Source organism: Rhizobium sp. BK181, from assembly GCF_014193305.1.
In the GTDB taxonomy this organism is placed as follows: Bacteria; Pseudomonadota; Alphaproteobacteria; order Rhizobiales; family Rhizobiaceae; genus Rhizobium.
In genome coordinates this window covers 881,775-897,212 of the sequence record NZ_JACHZA010000001.1, presented here as the reverse complement: position 1 = coordinate 897,212, position 15,438 = coordinate 881,775, and the positions used below count along the sequence as shown (strand labels likewise).

At 62.1% G+C, this 15,438-nt stretch carries 14 protein-coding genes; 7 read left to right on the top strand and 7 right to left on the bottom strand.

All coding sequences use genetic code 11. The features are described from left to right. Positions 1-52: 52 nt before the first annotated feature. Positions 53-559 carry a winged helix-turn-helix transcriptional regulator gene (locus tag FHT77_RS04435; protein ID WP_183752832.1) on the top strand — a complete coding sequence of 169 codons (507 nt, stop codon included), beginning with the start codon at positions 53-55 and terminating at the stop codon, positions 557-559. Here FHT77_RS04435 and FHT77_RS04430 read toward each other — a convergent pair whose 3' ends face one another. Both FHT77_RS04430 and FHT77_RS04425 read right to left on the bottom strand, forming a co-directional pair. Beyond that, on the bottom strand, positions 560-1,366 hold the full coding sequence (locus FHT77_RS04430) for a TIGR02186 family protein (protein WP_183752830.1): 807 nt from the start codon (positions 1,364-1,366) through the stop codon (positions 560-562). Then, positions 1,366-2,286: a sulfite exporter TauE/SafE family protein gene (locus FHT77_RS04425; RefSeq protein ID WP_016552660.1), complete on the bottom strand. Its 921-nt coding sequence runs from the start codon at positions 2,284-2,286 to the stop codon at positions 1,366-1,368. Before FHT77_RS04425 ends, FHT77_RS04430 begins: the two co-directional genes overlap by 1 nt. A 279-nt stretch (positions 2,287-2,565) precedes the next feature. Between FHT77_RS04425 and FHT77_RS04420 the strand changes: the two genes are divergently transcribed. Beyond that, positions 2,566-3,159, top strand: a complete 594-nt coding sequence (locus FHT77_RS04420; RefSeq protein ID WP_183752829.1) for a DUF922 domain-containing Zn-dependent protease — start codon at positions 2,566-2,568, stop codon at positions 3,157-3,159. Positions 3,160-3,183: 24 nt separating this feature from the next. Here FHT77_RS04420 and FHT77_RS04415 read toward each other — a convergent pair whose 3' ends face one another. Further along, positions 3,184-3,816, bottom strand: a complete 633-nt coding sequence (locus FHT77_RS04415; protein WP_183752827.1) for a TerC family protein — start codon at positions 3,814-3,816, stop codon at positions 3,184-3,186. A gap of 280 nt (positions 3,817-4,096) precedes the next feature. Between FHT77_RS04415 and FHT77_RS04410 the strand changes: the two genes are divergently transcribed. Continuing rightward, complete coding sequence (locus tag FHT77_RS04410; protein ID WP_183752825.1) at positions 4,097-5,719, top strand: ABC-F family ATP-binding cassette domain-containing protein; 1,623 nt, start codon at positions 4,097-4,099, stop codon at positions 5,717-5,719. 103 nt (positions 5,720-5,822) lie between these two features. Here the strand turns inward: FHT77_RS04410 and FHT77_RS04405 are convergent, their stop codons facing one another. Beyond that, on the bottom strand, positions 5,823-6,305 hold the full coding sequence (locus FHT77_RS04405) for a hypothetical protein (RefSeq protein WP_183752823.1): 483 nt from the start codon (positions 6,303-6,305) through the stop codon (positions 5,823-5,825). A gap of 534 nt (positions 6,306-6,839) precedes the next feature. Between FHT77_RS04405 and FHT77_RS04400 the strand changes: the two genes are divergently transcribed. The 3 genes from FHT77_RS04400 to FHT77_RS04390 all read left to right on the top strand — a co-directional run bounded on the left by FHT77_RS04400 (position 6,840) and on the right by FHT77_RS04390 (position 9,397). Continuing rightward, on the top strand, positions 6,840-7,652 hold the full coding sequence (locus tag FHT77_RS04400; RefSeq protein ID WP_183752821.1) for an arginase family protein: 813 nt from the start codon (positions 6,840-6,842) through the stop codon (positions 7,650-7,652). A 78-nt stretch (positions 7,653-7,730) separates the two neighbouring features. Beyond that, a complete protein-coding gene (locus tag FHT77_RS04395) occupies positions 7,731-8,846 on the top strand; it encodes a flavin-containing monooxygenase (RefSeq protein ID WP_183752819.1) in 1,116 nt (371 codons plus the stop codon). Positions 8,847-8,968: 122 nt separating this feature from the next. After that, positions 8,969-9,397 (top strand): plastocyanin/azurin family copper-binding protein, encoded by a 429-nt coding sequence (locus FHT77_RS04390; protein ID WP_183752817.1) that lies wholly within the window; start codon positions 8,969-8,971, stop codon positions 9,395-9,397. 69 nt (positions 9,398-9,466) lie between these two features. Here FHT77_RS04390 and FHT77_RS04385 read toward each other — a convergent pair whose 3' ends face one another. From FHT77_RS04385 to FHT77_RS04375, 3 genes are read right to left on the bottom strand one after another with little or no spacing between them, the layout of a single operon-like run. Next, positions 9,467-11,680, bottom strand: a complete 2,214-nt coding sequence (locus FHT77_RS04385; RefSeq protein ID WP_183752815.1) for a 3-hydroxyacyl-CoA dehydrogenase NAD-binding domain-containing protein — start codon at positions 11,678-11,680, stop codon at positions 9,467-9,469. Positions 11,681-11,692: 12 nt separating this feature from the next. Beyond that, positions 11,693-12,901: an acetyl-CoA C-acetyltransferase gene (locus FHT77_RS04380; protein WP_153269413.1), complete on the bottom strand. Its 1,209-nt coding sequence runs from the start codon at positions 12,899-12,901 to the stop codon at positions 11,693-11,695. A gap of 36 nt (positions 12,902-12,937) precedes the next feature. Continuing rightward, the gene (locus FHT77_RS04375; RefSeq protein ID WP_183752813.1) at positions 12,938-14,734 is read right to left on the bottom strand and encodes an acyl-CoA dehydrogenase C-terminal domain-containing protein; all 1,797 of its coding nucleotides are present in this window, start codon (positions 14,732-14,734) and stop codon (positions 12,938-12,940) included. Between the two features lie 204 nt (positions 14,735-14,938). On the opposite strand from FHT77_RS04375, the gene FHT77_RS04370 reads away from it, so the two are divergent. Continuing rightward, entirely contained in the window at positions 14,939-15,412 is a 474-nt protein-coding gene (locus tag FHT77_RS04370) for a VOC family protein (RefSeq protein ID WP_183752811.1), read from the top strand. Positions 15,413-15,438: the final 26 nt, after the last annotated feature.

Sequence of the window (15,438 nt, the reverse complement as noted above, 5' to 3'; positions counted from 1 at the left end):
TTGAAAGCTAGATTGACTGATGGCAAAATGCAAGCAGTTTTTGGAGGTACTGATGGACGATGCTCACCGCTCCGGTTGCCCGATCAACCTGACATTGGAAGTGCTCGGCGATCGCTGGAGCCTGATCGTCATCCGCGACATCATGTTCGGCAATCGGCGCCATTTTCGCGAATTGCTGCAGAATTCGCAGGAGCGGATTGCCTCGAACATTCTGGCCGACCGCCTGCGTCGCCTGGTCGACCGAGGATTGCTCACCCGTCAGGACGATCCAAGCCACAAGCAGAAGGCCATCTACAGCCTGACGGAGATGGCGATCCAGTTGGTACCGATCTTCGCCCATATGGGCGCCTGGGGCAGAAGACACCTTCCGGTGTCCGAGGAGCTCTCCATTCGTGCCGAGCTTTTGGAGACCGGGGGCGCGGAGCTCTGGGAGGACTTCATGGACGAGTTGCGCGCCAAGCACCTCGGCAAGACGCTGCCTGCCGGAACGCCGTCGGTGCTCGGGCGACTGACGGAAGCCTATCTCGATGTGGTTGAGCGCAAGACGAAATCCGCCTGATCAGTCCTTGCGGAACACCACGCTGGCGCCCCAGCCGGTAATCAGCGCCAGAAAGACGGAGAGCAGGCCGTAGGCAATCGGCTGCGCGTGCGCAGCGTCCGTGATCATCTGCTCGATCCCGGTCTTGATGACGCGCAGCGGAACCGACTTCTCGGTGACGAAGTTGCCGCTCTTGAAGAGATAGGCGCGGACGGTGTGCACGCCATTCGGAATATTTGCCGGCAGCCGCAGGCTCGCCTTGAAAAGGCTGGAACTGACGAAGCGCACGCCGCTCGGGTCGCGATCGTAGAGACCGCCATTCTCCTGCAGCCGGCGAAAGGCCTGCCGGAACTCGCCAAGATTGCTGGCATTGCCGACGAAGCCGACCGGTGTCAGCGGAATGTGGTCGATCCCGATCCCCATATCCGTCAGGTCAAGCGGCGTGGTGATGTCGTCGAGCATGCGGGAGCTCGACATCGAATAGGAATGCGGCACCGCCTCGAAGGTCATCGAGCGGGTGTTGACCCAGATGCCGAAGACGCGCTCTTTGCGGCGTACCGTGGCGTTCTCCCGCGGCCCCTCGAGAACGACGACCACATCATACTGGCCGATTGCCAACAGCAGACTGTCGGTGTTGGTCACAGCGCCGAAGATCGTGAGGTCCGCGCCGCGAAAATCCGAGGTGATGGCGATTTCACTGGTCGACGTGCCAATCTCAAGGCCCTCGGCCGTCGTTTGCGTTGCCTGCCCTGGGAGGAGCATTTGCGCCTCCGCGACAGCCGGCAGCATGATGACGCAAAGCAGCAGGGCGGTGAGAACGCGGCGCATCAGTTCCCCCCCATGACCACGGAGTAGACATCCGCCGGGGTGACAACCAGCGCGACGGCAAGGCGAAGGCCGACGGCGAGGACGAGAAGCCCAAGCAGCGCGCGAAGCTGTTCGCCGCGCAGCTTCTGTCCGACGCGGACGCCGTATTGCGCGCCGATGACGCCGGCAATCATCAGGATGAAAGCGAGCACGATATCGACCGAGAAGTTGGTCGCCGCCTGCACGACCGTCGTATAGGCGGTCACGAAAATGATCTGGAACAGCGATGTGCCGACAACCACGTTGGTCGGGATGCGCAGCAGATAGATCATCGCCGGCACCATGATGAAGCCGCCGCCGACGCCCATGACCGACGTCAGCACGCCGATGCCGAAGCCGAGCGCGATTACCGGGATAACGCTGAGGAAGATCTTCGACTTCTTGAACCGCATCTTGAGCGGTAGCTTGTGCACCCAATGGTGATGACCGGGGCGTCGCGGCGTTGGTGGCACGTTCTTCGCCGCGCGGCGCATGGCATTGACGCTCTCGAGCAGCATCAGGCCGCCGACGGTGCCGAGGAAGATAACGTAGAGCAGCGAGATGATGAGATCCAGCTGGCCGATCTGTCGCAGCAGCGAGAAGATCCAGATGCCGACCGTGGCGCCGGTCAGACCGCCGATCAGCAGCACGGTTCCAAGCTTCAGGTCGAGCGATCCGCGACGAAAATGCGTGATCGCACCCGAGATCGACGAGGCGACGACCTGGTTGGCGCCAGTGGCGACGGCGACGACCGGGGGGATGTTGTAGAAGATCAGCAGCGGTGTGATCAGGAAGCCACCGCCGACACCAAACATTCCGGACAGAAAGCCGACGGCTGCTCCCATGCCGAGAATGATGAAGATGTTCACCGACAATTCTGCGATAGGCAGATAGATTGTCACAGCAGACCCCAATCTATGAACTGCCCCCACAGGCAGGCGTCTTACATCCCGTTCGAATGGCGCATCATACGGTGAAATCGTTGCCAGAGGATTTCGATAAGCGACATGCAATCCGCTCGATAGCGTGATGCTCTCGAATAATCAGGCTTTTTTTGGGTTTTATGACAAGCCTTTAGGAGGAGATCTCGACAAAGCATCCGATCGCCGCATTAGGGATCGCCTGTTGAATGCAAGACGCCCGGCGACTAGGGTCCCAGCGTCATTGTCCGGGGGATTCGCGTGAAGGCAGGATTGGTTCGTTGGTTGCTGGTGGCCTGCATCGTGCAGCCGTTTGCGGCGAGGGCGGAATGGCAACCGATCGAAGAGGTGCGGACTTATGCGGTGACGGGCAGTTCCGGCGCGGCGCTGTACGATTCCATCGGCGAAAACGGCCCGGACCTTGGCGGCAGCCGCGCGGTGGCGCACACAACCTTCAAGCTGACCTGGACAAGAAAATACGAGCGTCGCGGCAACGCCTGCGTGATTGCCGTGGCGCGGCCGAAGCTGATCATCACCTACACGCTGCCGAAGCCAGCCGGAAAGCTTCCCGCTGCCACGGCGGCAAGCTGGGCGACGTTCATCGCCGGCATCGAAACGCATGAGCGGGTGCACGGCGACTACATCGAGCAGATGGTCCGCGAGATCGAAGCGATGAGCCTCGGCTTTTCGGCCGACAATGACCCGGACTGCCGCAAGATTCGGATCGAACTGACGAAGCGTCTGGGCGAACTCTCGGCGCGGCAGCGACAGCAGGGCCGCGATTTCGACAAGGCCGAGATGAGCGGGGGCGGCAATATCCGCCGCCTCGTCCTTCAGTTGGTGAACGGCCCCTGAGGGGCCGCTCGAAGCTTTGCGGGATCAGCCCAAGGCGGCAGCGGCAACCGGAGCGAGGTGCGGCCAGACCTCCAGCGCGCCGCGATAGATCATGTTCAGCGCCACGTAGATGATGATGGCAAGGCCGAGATAGGCGATCCAGTGGTAACGGTTGAGCAGGCGCGCGATGAAGTTCGCAGCGATACCCATCATGGCGATCGACAGGATCAGGCCGATGACGAGGACCGTCGGATGTTCGCGGGCGGCACCTGCGACGGCAAGCACGTTGTCGAGTGACATGGACACGTCGGCGATGACGATCTGGCTGGCGGCCTGGAAGAAGGTCTTCCGCGGCGCCGCCGCCCCTTCAGGGCCCTCGGCTTCCCCGCCGCTGCCGTTGCGCAGATCGCGCCACATCTTCCAGCAGACCCAGAGCAGCAGGATGCCACCCGCGAGCAGCAGGCCGATGATCTCGAGGAGCTGAACGGTGACGCTGGCAAGCGCGATGCGCAGCACGGTGGCGGCAAGAATACCGACGAGGATCGCCTTCTTGCGTTGGTCGGCCGGCAGCCCGGCGGCGGCAAGACCGATCACCACGGCGTTGTCCCCGGCAAGCACCAGGTCGATGAGAACGACCTGCAACAGCGCGGCCAAGCCGGCAGAAGTGAAAATTTCCATGTATGACAATCCCCGACTTTTCGAAACGCACCGCCGGCGCGTCGTTAACGCATAGATGATCGTTGATCAGCTGATCAAGTGGCGCTGGCGTATTGTGGAAAAGTTCTGCTGGCCGTTGCAGTTCCGCCGAAACCGACAAACAGCCTTCATTTTCCTCATTTAAGCTTCTTTGCATGGTCGGGGATTGGCCATGACGCGGCGAACGTGCTAGCGAGAGCCGCAAAAAGCCCCGGCCGGCATGATCGAGGGGCGCAGCAACGCTTTCGGACTCCACGCAGACATGATTCGTATTGAGAATATCAGCAAGCAGAACAGCCACCGCATCCTCTTCATAGAGGCATCCGCAGCCCTCAACAAAGGCGAGAAGATCGGCCTCGTCGGTCCGAACGGCGCCGGCAAGACGACGCTCTTTCGCATGATCACCGGACAGGAGCAGCCCGACGAAGGCCAGGTCGCCGCCGAAAAGGGTGTGACGATCGGCTATTTCAATCAGGATGTCGGCGAGATGGAGGGCCGCAGCGCCGTGGCCGAGGTCATGGAAGGCGCCGGCCCCGTCAGCGTCGTCGCAGCCGAGCTGCGTGAGCTCGAAGCGGAAATGATTGACCCCGACAAGCTCGACGAGATGGACCGGATCATCGAGCGCTACGGCGAAGTCCAGGCGCGCTACGAGGAACTGGACGGTTATGCGCTCGAGGGCCGTGCGCGTGAAGTTTTGGCAGGTCTGAGCTTCACGCAGGAAATGATGGACGGCGATGTCGGCGGACTGTCGGGCGGCTGGAAGATGCGCGTCGCGCTCGCGCGCATTCTGTTGATGCGCCCTGATGTCATGCTGCTCGACGAACCGAGCAACCACCTGGATCTCGAGAGCCTGATCTGGCTGGAAGATTTCCTGAAGACCTACGACGGCGCGTTGCTGATGACCTCGCACGACCGCGAGTTCATGAACCGCATCGTCGGCAAGATCATCGAGATCGACGCCGGCTCGCTGAACAGCTACTCTGGCGATTACGGCTTCTACGAACAGCAGCGGGCGCAGAACGAGAAGCAGCAGCAGGCGCAGTTCGAGCGCCAGCAGGCGATGCTTGCCAAGGAGATCAAGTTCATCGAGCGGTTCAAGGCGCGCGCCTCGCACGCTTCGCAGGTGCAGAGCCGTGTGAAGAAGCTCGAGAAGATCGACCGGGTCGAGCCGCCGAAGCGCCGCCAGACCGTTGCTTTCGACTTCCTGCCGGCGCCGCGCTCCGGCGAAGACGTCATCAACCTCAAGAATGTTCATAAGAAATACGGCAGCCGGACCATCTATGAAGGTCTGGACTTCATGGTGCGCCGCAAGGAGCGCTGGTGCATCATGGGCATCAACGGCGCCGGCAAGTCGACCCTGCTGAAGCTGGTGGCTGGCTCCGCCGAACCCGATGAGGGCAGCGTCGCTCTCGGCGCCAGCGTCAAGATGGGCTATTTCGCGCAGCACGCGATGGATCTGCTCGACGGCGAGCGGACGGTGCTGGAATGGCTGGAGGATTCCTTCCCGCAGGCGGGGCAGGCGCCGCTGCGTGCACTTGCCGGCTGCTTCGGCTTCTCCGGCGACGATGTCGAGAAGAAGTGCCGGGTGTTGTCCGGCGGCGAAAAGGCGCGGCTGGTCATGGCCAAGATGCTGTTCGATCCGCCGAACCTGCTCGTCCTCGACGAGCCGACCAACCACCTCGACCTCGACACCAAGGAAATGCTGATCAAGGCGCTGTCGCAATACGAGGGCACCATGCTGTTCGTCTCGCACGACCGGCATTTCCTTGCTGCGCTTTCCAACCGCGTGCTGGAATTGACGCCTGACGGCATCCATCAGTACGGCGGCGGCTACACCGAATATGTCGAGCGCACCGGCTACGAGGCACCCGGCCTGCGGGGCTGACGGCGCCGGGGCACCCGTCGGCCTCCGGGCTCGACACAAACCGCTATCGTGGCGACCTTCGCACAGGGTTGCCGCGCAGCTGCCTTTTGAACACCAGGCGCCGCTATTTCTGGCATTTCGGCGCTGCCGGCAGGCCGTAGCGGCCGGGAAAGGCGCTGAGCCGCGATCGGAGTTCCGGTTGCAGCCGTGCCGCCTCTGCCAAGCGACGCTCCAGATCGCGGAATTCCGCCGTGTCGTCGGCAGTCGTCTCTGGCATCCTGCCCATCATCCGAAAGATAGCCTGCCGCCGGTCCTCGTTAGCGCGCGTGCAAGGCGGGAAATAGGGGTGATAGCCGGAACCGTGCTGCATCTGTGCGGCGGTCAGCCTGCCCTTGCATGCCCGGGCGCGGCGGCAGCCGGGGATGGCGCAATCCTTCCAGAAACCGCATTCGCCGGCAGCCAGCCGGGTGATGACGCAGCCGCCGGGCCGCGCCTTCTCCTCATCATGGACCAGTCCACCATCATCGAAGTTCATCGCTTCGACGACGGCGAGCACATCCATGACTGGTAAGGCGAGAAGTCTCTTCAGGAACAGGCTACTTTCCATGCGTTTCCCCACGGCGGCTCCGCCGCCATGTTTCGACCATCGATCCGGAGAGCCCACGCAAATGCGGAACCTCACTGGTTGGTTTTATGGTGGCTCCGCATTTGCGTGGCCTTCGGCGTTCTTCGGGACTTCCGCTCCCTTCAGATGATCGCCTCGTCTCGCTGCGTCCGGGCATTTTCGCCCTGACTTGCATGGCTGAACCAAACCGGATGTTGGAACATCCGGGGGAGACTTGTGACGGCAGCGGGTTTGACCCCGATGCCCGGCTTTCACCTCCCCGCGTTCGGCTGCACGTTACAGCCTGGCGCAGGGCGCCGGCTCCCGCCTGCCCGCGAACGTCTCGCGAAACACCCCGGCGACGGGAGCGGGACGATTGTAGGCATGGAGCCGAAGGGTGGGGAAAATCGGAGCGAATTTTTGTTCGCCGCCGGACCGGATGACCGAGTAGGTGCAACGTTTGGATGCGCCACAAGCAGGCTTCCTCGATCTGCAAATTGCCTTTAGGGTTGCGGCGCGTAGTCGGAGGTTGCAGTCTTGGCGAAGCGGGCAGAGTACACAGTTTTCCAAGGGCGTGCAGGCGATCATAACGATCTGGCCATTTCCGGCGCGAAGGCCATTGGCGAGGAGTTGGAAAGCCGCACTGGTATCTCGCCTACGGTGATTGGCACCCCGGCACCCGCATTGAATGCCGGCTGGCATGAAGAACTGGATGCAGCTCTTCCATCGCTGAAGGAAATTCAATCTCGCTTCGACGATGTATTTGGCAGAGGAGCAATCTCGATTGCCGCAACCAGCCGGTGCGCCGTTTCTCTGGCGACGCTGCCGGCGGTCGCAAAGCATTTTCCCTCCGCCTGCATCGTGTGGTTCGATGCGCATGGCGATCTCAATCCACCTGAAGCGAGCCCGACTGGATATCTCGGTGGATTGGCGTTGGCAGGGCCTGTCGGGCTTTGGGATTCAGGCCTTGGTGCAGGCTTGAGCCTGGATCAGGTCGTTCTGGTGGGGCAGCGCGACCTCGATCCATTTGAACTTGATCTTATAGCGACGCACAACATTCCGCTCATCAAGCCGGGCGCTAATCTGGCAACTGAGCTTCGGAACGCAATAAGTGGTCGATCCGTCTATGTGCATCTCGACTGCGATGTCTTGGAGCCGGGCATTGTACCGACGGACTATAAGCACGAAGGCGGCCTATCGCTGGATGATCTGAGGGTCTGCTGCGAGCTAATTGCAGAGCATGATTTCATAGGGATCGAGATCGCGGAGTTTCAAAGCGCCTGGGAGGCGAACGGTTCTCCCGTGTCCCCGAATGCTCTGCTCGATGCTTTGAAGCCCGTTCTGCGATAGCGATATCCCGAAACACGCTCGCTCGTCAGCGAAATCTCCTCTATGCTTGTCCCGGCTTCCGGCCGCCGGAGATCTCTATTGACGGATGCAGAGACGATCATCATCGGCGCGGGACCGGCAGGATTAGCCTGCGCTGTGGCGCTGCAGGCGCGTGGGCGCTCGTTTGTCGTGCTTGAGAAAGGCGATACGCTGGCCGCCGCCTGGCATCGCCACTATGACCGCCTTCACCTGCATACCCACAAGAGGCACTCTGCCCTGCCGGAAATGCCGATGCCGCGGCATTTTCCAAGATATCCATCGCGGCTTCAGGTGATCGAGTATCTCGAAACCTATAGCTCGTCGAACGACATCGAGGTGAGATTTGGTGTGCGCGCGACGACGATCCGCAAGGACGACACGTGGACCGTGGAGAGCTCCGACGGGACCTTGAAGGCGACGAACGTCATCGTCGCGACCGGCCTCGCGAACACGCCGATACGGCCGGTATGGGAAGGGCGGGAGCTGTTTGCGGGCAAACTTCTTCATTCCTCCGAGTTTACCAATGCCGCCGCGCTTGCCGCCAAGCGCGTCCTCGTCGTCGGCTTCGGCAACTCGGCCGGCGAGATCGCGCTGGAATGCGCCGAGGCCGGTCTTGATGTCGCGATGGCGGTGCGCGGTCCGGTCAGCGTCGTGCCGCTCGAACTGTTCGGTGTGACGAGCGCCAGCATCGCCATCGCGCAACGCTTCCTTCCCTATCGCCTGGTCGATGCGATGAATGCGCCGATCCTCAGCCTGCGGTTCGGCGACCTTGGGAAATTCGGACTGGAGCGGGCAAAGGGCGGCCCGCTGACCGGCATCATCGAAAGGGGCCGTACTCCTCTGATCAATATCGGAACGATCGAGCGGATCCGGTCAGGAGATATCAAGGTGTTCCCGGCTATCTCGAACAGCGAGGCGCGGCGCGTCAATTTCGTCGACGGCCGATCCGACATGTTCGATGCGATCGTTCTGGCGACCGGCTACCGATCAGGGCTTGAAGCGCTTCTACCCGATTTCGCTGAGCGATTTGCCGGCGCTGACGGTCCCGCCCGCGGCGCGCTGCAGCCGGCGAATGACGGTCTCTACTTTTGCGGCTTCACCGCCGTGCCGACCGGTCTACTCCGGGAGATCGGACTAGAAGCGGAAAAGATCGCGGCCTCTATCGCCGGCAAATAATGCGCTTTACGCCGCTTGAACCAGTATCGACTTTGCGTCGCAGGCTGGTGGACCAGCCTTTCAGGTTAACGTCAGACGTGCTGCCTAAACGAAGCGCGGGCTGCAACGGAAAGGCTGATTTGATGAACAGGTACGCATGGTATGCTCTCGCAGCATCCGCCGTAGTCGCAATTGCTTCGCCGTCATGGGCGGCAACGACGGTGAAAGTCACAGAAGGCGGCGAGGGTGGCGGGCCGATGACCCTGACGCTCGACCAGACCACGATCAAGGCGGGCGAAACGGTCTTCGCCGTTCACAACGACGCGATGACCGAGGATCACGAGATGGTGCTGGTCAAGCTGAAATCCGCCGACCAGAAGATCCCGGTGGTTGCTTCACGGCATCGGGTCGACGAAAAGCAGCTCAAAAGCATCGGCGAAGTCTCGGACCTCAAGCCGGGAGCGGACGGGCAGTTGAAAGCAAAACTTGCCCCGGGTGCCTATCTGTTGCTGTGCAATATCAAAGGGCACTACGAGGCGGGCATGCAGGCCGGCCTGACGGTCACGAAATAGCCGTTATCCGAGATGGAAGGCCAGCCGAAGGCGACGGCTGGCTTTTGCTTGAGATTGTCCGGTGGCGGCTTATGCCGCCGCCTTCTCCTTTGCATAGGGATCAAACCGGCCGTAGAAGGTCTCGCCCTTGGCAGCCATGTCCTTCAGCAGCGCCGTCGGCTTGAAGTGTGCACCGTAGGTTGCGGCAAGCTTCTCGCAGAGGTCCACGAAGCTCTTCACGCCCATGCCGTCGATGTAGCTGAGCACGCCGCCGGTGTAGGGCGCGAAGCCGAAGCCGAGGATGGAGCCGACATCGGCCTCGCGCGGATCGGTGACGATGCCTTCCTCGATGGTGCGCGCCGCTTCCAGCGCGATGGTGACGAGGAAACGCTGCTTCAGCACTTCGACGTCGATGTCGTCGGCCTTCTTCTGCGGGTAGAAGGTCTTCAGCTCCGGCCAGAGCGACTTCTTCGCGGGTTTCGCCGGATAGTCGTAGAAGCCCTTGCCGTTCTTGCGGCCGCGGCGGTCGAGTTCGTCGACCATCTTGTTGATCAGCGCCATATGCCTGGGATTGACGGCGGTCTCGCCGAGATCGGCGACGGTGGCCTTCAGGATCTTCTGGCTGAGATCGATGGCCACTTCGTCGTTCAGCGACAGCGGACCGACGGGCATGCCGGCCATCTTGGCGGCATTCTCGATCATCGCGGGCGGGACGCCCTCGATCAGCATGTCGTAGGCTTCGTGGATATAGCGGAAGACGCAGCGATTGACGAAGAAGCCGCGGGTGTCGTTGACGACAATCGGCGTCTTCTTGATTGCGGCGACGTAGTCGAGTGCCACGGCGAGCGCCTTTTCGCCGGTCTCCTTGCCGAGAATGACTTCGGTCAGCATCATCTTCTCGACCGGCGAGAAGAAGTGCACGCCGACGAAATCGGCGGGCCGCTTGGAGTTCCTGGCAAGGCCCGTGATCGGCAGGGTCGAGGTGTTGGAGGCGAAGATGGCGCCTTCAGGCAACACGGCTTCAACCGCCTCGATCACGGCCTTCTTGACCTCACGGTCTTCGAACACCGCTTCAATGACCAGATCGGCATCCTTGAGATCAGAATAGTCGGCCGACGGGACGATGCGCGAAAGCAGCGCCGCACCCTCGTCTTGCGTAAGGCGTCCCTTACTGATGGAGTCCTTCACCAGGCCTTCGCCGACGCTCTTGCCCTTGGTCGCCGCTTCGATGTCGCGGTCGATGAGGGTGACGGGGATGCCGGCGGCGGCGGTCACATAGGCGATCGAGGCTCCCATGAAACCGGCGCCGACGACACCCACTTTCTTCAGCTCCGTTTTCGGGATCCCGGCGGGGCGGCGGGCCCCTTTGCCGAGCTCCTGCATGGAGATGAAGAGCGAACGGATCATCGAGAAGGCTTCGCTGGTCTGCAGGATCTCGGTGAAATAGCGCTGCTCGATCTTGAGGCCGGTGTCGAACGGCACCTGCAGGCCTTCATAGACGCATTTGAGGATGGCAAGGGCGGCCGGGTAGTTGCCTGCCGTTTCGCGGCGCAGGATCGCGGGGGCTGCCGGCCAGAGCTGCGCTGCCGCAGGCGTCCAGATGCCGCCGCCGGGTGCCTTGAAGCCCTTCTCGTCCCAAGGTGCGACTGGCTTGAGGCCGTCCTTGATCATCTGCTTGGCCGCCGGGATCAGCTGGTCCGGCTCGACCACCTGATGCAGGAGGTTCATCGCCTTGGCGCGCGCCGCCGTCAGCGACTGTCCAGTCGTCATCATCTGCAGAGCCGACTGGGCGTCCGCCAGCCTTGAGATGCGCTGCGTGCCGCCGGCACCAGGGAAGATGCCGACCTTGACCTCGGGCAGCGCGATCTTCACCGACTTGGCATTCGAGGCGACGCGTCCATGGCAGGCGAGCGACATTTCGAAGGCGCCGCCCATGCAGGTGCCGTTGATCGCCGAAACCCAGGGCTTGCCCGAAGTTTCGATCTTGCGGAACAGGCCGGTCATGCGGCCGACGAGATCGAACAGTTTCTGCGCCGCGCCATCGGGATTGGTTGCCTTCTCATGCTGGTAGAGCGAGAACATCGACTTGATCATCGACAGGTCCGCGCCGCCGGAGAAGCTCGACTTGCCTGAGGTGATGACAGTGCCCTTGACGGCGCTATCGGCTACGACAGCATCGACAATGCCGTCGAGCTCATCCATCACCTCTTCGGTGAAGACGTTCATGGATTTGCCTGGCATATCCCAGGTGACAAGGGCGATGCCGTCCGCGTCGGTTTCGACGGTGAAGTTCTTGTAGGTCATCGTCTCTCTCCCTCAGACGCGTTCGATGATGGTCGCCGTGCCCATGCCGGCGCCGATGCAGAGCGTGACAAGCGCGGTGTTGAGATCGCGGCGCTCCAGTTCGTCCAGCACCGTGCCGAGGATCATCGCGCCGGTGGCGCCGAGCGGGTGGCCCATGGCGATCGCGCCGCCGTTGACGTTGATCTGGTCATGCGGGACCTCGAAGGCCTGCATGAAGCGCAGCACGACGGCGGCGAAGGCTTCGTTCAGCTCGAAGAGATCGATGTCGGCAAGCGTCATGCCCGTGCGCTTCAGAAGCTTTTCGGTGACGTCGACCGGGCCGGTCAGCATCAGTGCCGGGTCGGAGCCGATATTGGCGAAGGCCTTGATGCGGCCGCGGGGCTTGATGCCCATGCTCTCGCCGCCGGCCTTCGAGCCGAGCAGCACGGCAGCCGCGCCATCGACGATGCCCGAGGAGTTGCCGGCGTGGTGGACGTAGTTGAGGCGCTCGACCTCCGGATGCGCCTGGATTGCGACGGCCTCGAAGCCGCCCATCTCGCCCGGCATCTGGAAGGAGGGATTGAGCGCTGCCAGCGCCTGCATGTCGGTGCCCGGACGCATGTGCTCGTCATGGGCAAGGATAACAAGGCCGTTCTGGTCCTTGACTGGGATGACCGAGTTCTTGAAGTAACCCTTCTCCCAGGCATTCGCCGCGCGCTTCTGGCTTTCGACCGCATAGGCGTCGACGTCGTCGCGCGAGAAGCCGTACTTGGTGGCGATCAGGTCCGCGGAGACGCCCTGCGGCATGAAATAGGCCGGGAAGTTCACGGAGGGATCCATGAACCATGCGCCGCCGGACATGCCGAGACCGACGCGCGACATCGACTCGACGCCACCGGCGATGACGATGTCGTCGGCGCCCTGAGCAATTTTCGCCGCGCCGAAATTCACCGCGTCGAGACCGGAGGCGCAGAAGCGGGAGATCTGCATGCCGGGTGCCTTGGTGGAATAGCCTGCCTCGAAGGCCGCCCCGCGCGGGATCACCGCGCCGGCTTCCATGACAGGATCGACGCAGCCCATGACGATGTCGTCGACGGTCGCCGTATCAAGCCCGTTGCGGTCGCGGATCGCCTCCAGCGTCTTGGCGGCAAGGCGCACGGATGGCACCTCGTGCAACGAGCCGTCCTTCTTGCCGCGGCCGCGTGGCGTGCGCACGTGGTCGTAAATGAAAACCTCGGTCATTCCTCTATCTCCCTATCGGCGCGAGCGCCGTTGAACTCAAAAGGCCTCGGCGGCCAAGGTCATCATCGTTTCCGCACCGGTTTCGATCCGGGCCTTGCGCAGCGCCGTCTCCGGCATGATCCGCTCCATGAAGAAGCGCGCGGTGATAAGCTTGTTGCGAAGGAATGCCTCGCGATCCGCGTCTCCCGTAGCAAGGCCGTCCTCGGCAGCCTTCGCCATCTTTGCCCACATGTAGCCGAGCACGACGAGGCCGAAGAGGTGCATGTAGTCGGTCGAGCCGGCGCCGGCATTGTCGGGCTTGGCCATCGCATGCTGCATGAACCACATGGTCGCCGCCTGCACGTCGTTCAACCCCTTCTTCAGGTTCTTGGTGAAGAAGGTCATCTGTTCGTCGTTGCGGTTCTCCTCGCAGAAATCGCCGATTTCCTTGAACAGCGCCATGACGGCGCGGCCGCCGTTCTGGCCGAGCTTGCGGCCGACGAGATCGAGCGCCTGAATACCGTTGGCGCCTTCGTAGATCATGGCGATGCGCGCATCGCGCACATACTGGCTCATGCCGTGCTCTTCTATGTAGCCGTGCCCGCCGAAGACCTGTTGGGCCATGACGGCGTGGTCGAAGCCCTTGTCGGTCAGCACGCCCTTGAGGATCGGGGTCACGAGGCCGAGAATGTCGTCGGCGGTCTGGCGTTCCTTCTCGTCCGCCGAGCGGTGGGCGATGTCAGACTTCAGCGCCGTCCAGAGCAGGAAAGCGCGGCCGGCCTCGTTGAAGGCGCGGATCGTCATCAGCGAGCGGCGGATATCCGGATGCACGATGATCGGGTCGGCCTTCTTCTCCGGCGCCTTCGGGCCTGACAGTGAGCGGCCCTGAATGCGCTCGCGGGCGTAGCTGACGGCGTTCTGGTAGGCGATTTCCGAGATTGCCAGCCCCTGCAGGCCGACGCTGAGGCGCGCCTCGTTCATCATCACGAACATGGCGCTGAGGCCCTTGTTCTCGGCACCGATCAGGAAGCCGGTGGCCTCGTCGTAGTTCATGACGCAGGTGGCGTTGCCATGGATGCCCATCTTGTGTTCGATCGCGCCGCAGGAGACCTGGTTGCGCTTGCCAACAGTGCCGTCAGCCGTGACCAGATGCTTCGGCACGATGAACAGCGAAATGCCCTTGGTGCCCTCGGGGGCGCCCTCGATGCGCGCCAGCACCAGATGGACGATATTGTCCGTCATGTCGTGCTCGCCGGCGGAGATGAAGATCTTCTGGCCTGATATCTTGTAGCTGCCGTCTGCCTGCGGCACCGCCTTGGTGCGCAACAGGCCGAGATCGGTGCCGCAATGCGGCTCGGTGAGGTTCATGGTGCCCGACCATTGGCCGGAAACCATCTTCGGCAGATAGGTCTTTTTCTGCTCGTCCGAGCCATGGACGAGGATCGCCGCGATCGCGCCTTGGGTCAGCCCGGGATACATCATCAGCGACATGTTGGCAGCAGAGGTATATTCGCCGACAGCCGCATGCAGTGCGTAGGGGAGGCCCTGTCCGCCGAACTCCTCGGGAACGGCAAGCCCGATCCACCCGCCCTGGCAATAGGCGTCGTAGCCGCCCTTGAAACCATCGGGAACGGAGACCGATCCGTCTTCGTGGCGCACGCAACCTTGCTGATCACCGGAATAGTTGAGCGGAAATAGCGCTTCCTCCGCAACTTTCGCAGCCTCGCCGAGGATCGCCTCGATCATGTCAGGCGTGGCGTCGGCAAACCCCGGGAGATTGTTGTAGCGTTCCAGGCCGAGCACGTCGTTCAGCACGAAGAGCGTGTCGTTAACCGGGGCCTTGTAGACTGGCATCGTTCGAATTCCTCCAATTCGGCACGCCGGATGACACCGGCATTCGAGAGTCTCTTACAAAATATTGACGTTTGCGTAAACGTCAAATTTTGCGCGGACTCGAATTTCTGATGACGATTGTGTGTGCGCTGTCGGGAAGGGCGGGCCAGGAACGTCCTAGGGCTGTCGAACCCATCATCGGAGCAGCAACGAGGAGGACAATCCATGCTCAAGGTCAGTTCGAACCTCTGGTTTGAGAAGGACGTCCGGGAGGTCGTCGAATTCTATGTGGCGACCATTCCGAATTCGTCCATGGGGCGCACGACCATCCTGCCGGCCGAAACGCCGAGTGGCCCTCCGGGCAGCGTGGTCATCATCGAGTTCAAGCTCGGGCATCAGGATTTCGTGGCGATGCAGGCCGGCCCGCTGGATGCATTCAATCACGCCTTCTCGATCTCGGTACAGTGCGAGACACAACAGGAGATCGACAGGATTTGGCGCGCCTTCCTGGAGAACGGCGGCGTCGAAGAACAGTGCGGCTGGCTAAGGGATCGCTGGGGCTTGTGCTGGCAGATCGTTCCGCGTGTTCTGTCGGAGATGGTCGCAGATCCCGACCGCGAACGCGCCAAGCGCGTCACCGAGGTTATGCTGGGAATGGTCAAGCTCGATATTGCAAAGCTCGAGGCAGCGTACCGCTAGTCGCCCGGCTCGCGACTTCCTCCCGC

Coding starts and splice junctions, on each gene's coding strand:
- FHT77_RS04405 (WP_183752823.1), bottom strand. CDS start 6,305: ATGGAAAGTAGCCTGTTCCTGAAGAGACTTCTCGCCTTACCAGTCATG.
- FHT77_RS04380 (WP_153269413.1), bottom strand. CDS start 12,901: ATGACCGAGGTTTTCATTTACGACCACGTGCGCACGCCACGCGGCCGC.
- FHT77_RS04370 (WP_183752811.1), top strand. CDS start 14,939: ATGCTCAAGGTCAGTTCGAACCTCTGGTTTGAGAAGGACGTCCGGGAG.
- FHT77_RS04375 (WP_183752813.1), bottom strand. CDS start 14,734: ATGCCAGTCTACAAGGCCCCGGTTAACGACACGCTCTTCGTGCTGAAC.
- FHT77_RS04390 (WP_183752817.1), top strand. CDS start 8,969: ATGAACAGGTACGCATGGTATGCTCTCGCAGCATCCGCCGTAGTCGCA.
- FHT77_RS04430 (WP_183752830.1), bottom strand. CDS start 1,366: ATGCGCCGCGTTCTCACCGCCCTGCTGCTTTGCGTCATCATGCTGCCG.
- FHT77_RS04410 (WP_183752825.1), top strand. CDS start 4,097: ATGATTCGTATTGAGAATATCAGCAAGCAGAACAGCCACCGCATCCTC.
- FHT77_RS04435 (WP_183752832.1), top strand. CDS start 53: ATGGACGATGCTCACCGCTCCGGTTGCCCGATCAACCTGACATTGGAA.
- FHT77_RS04415 (WP_183752827.1), bottom strand. CDS start 3,816: ATGGAAATTTTCACTTCTGCCGGCTTGGCCGCGCTGTTGCAGGTCGTT.
- FHT77_RS04385 (WP_183752815.1), bottom strand. CDS start 11,680: ATGACCTACAAGAACTTCACCGTCGAAACCGACGCGGACGGCATCGCC.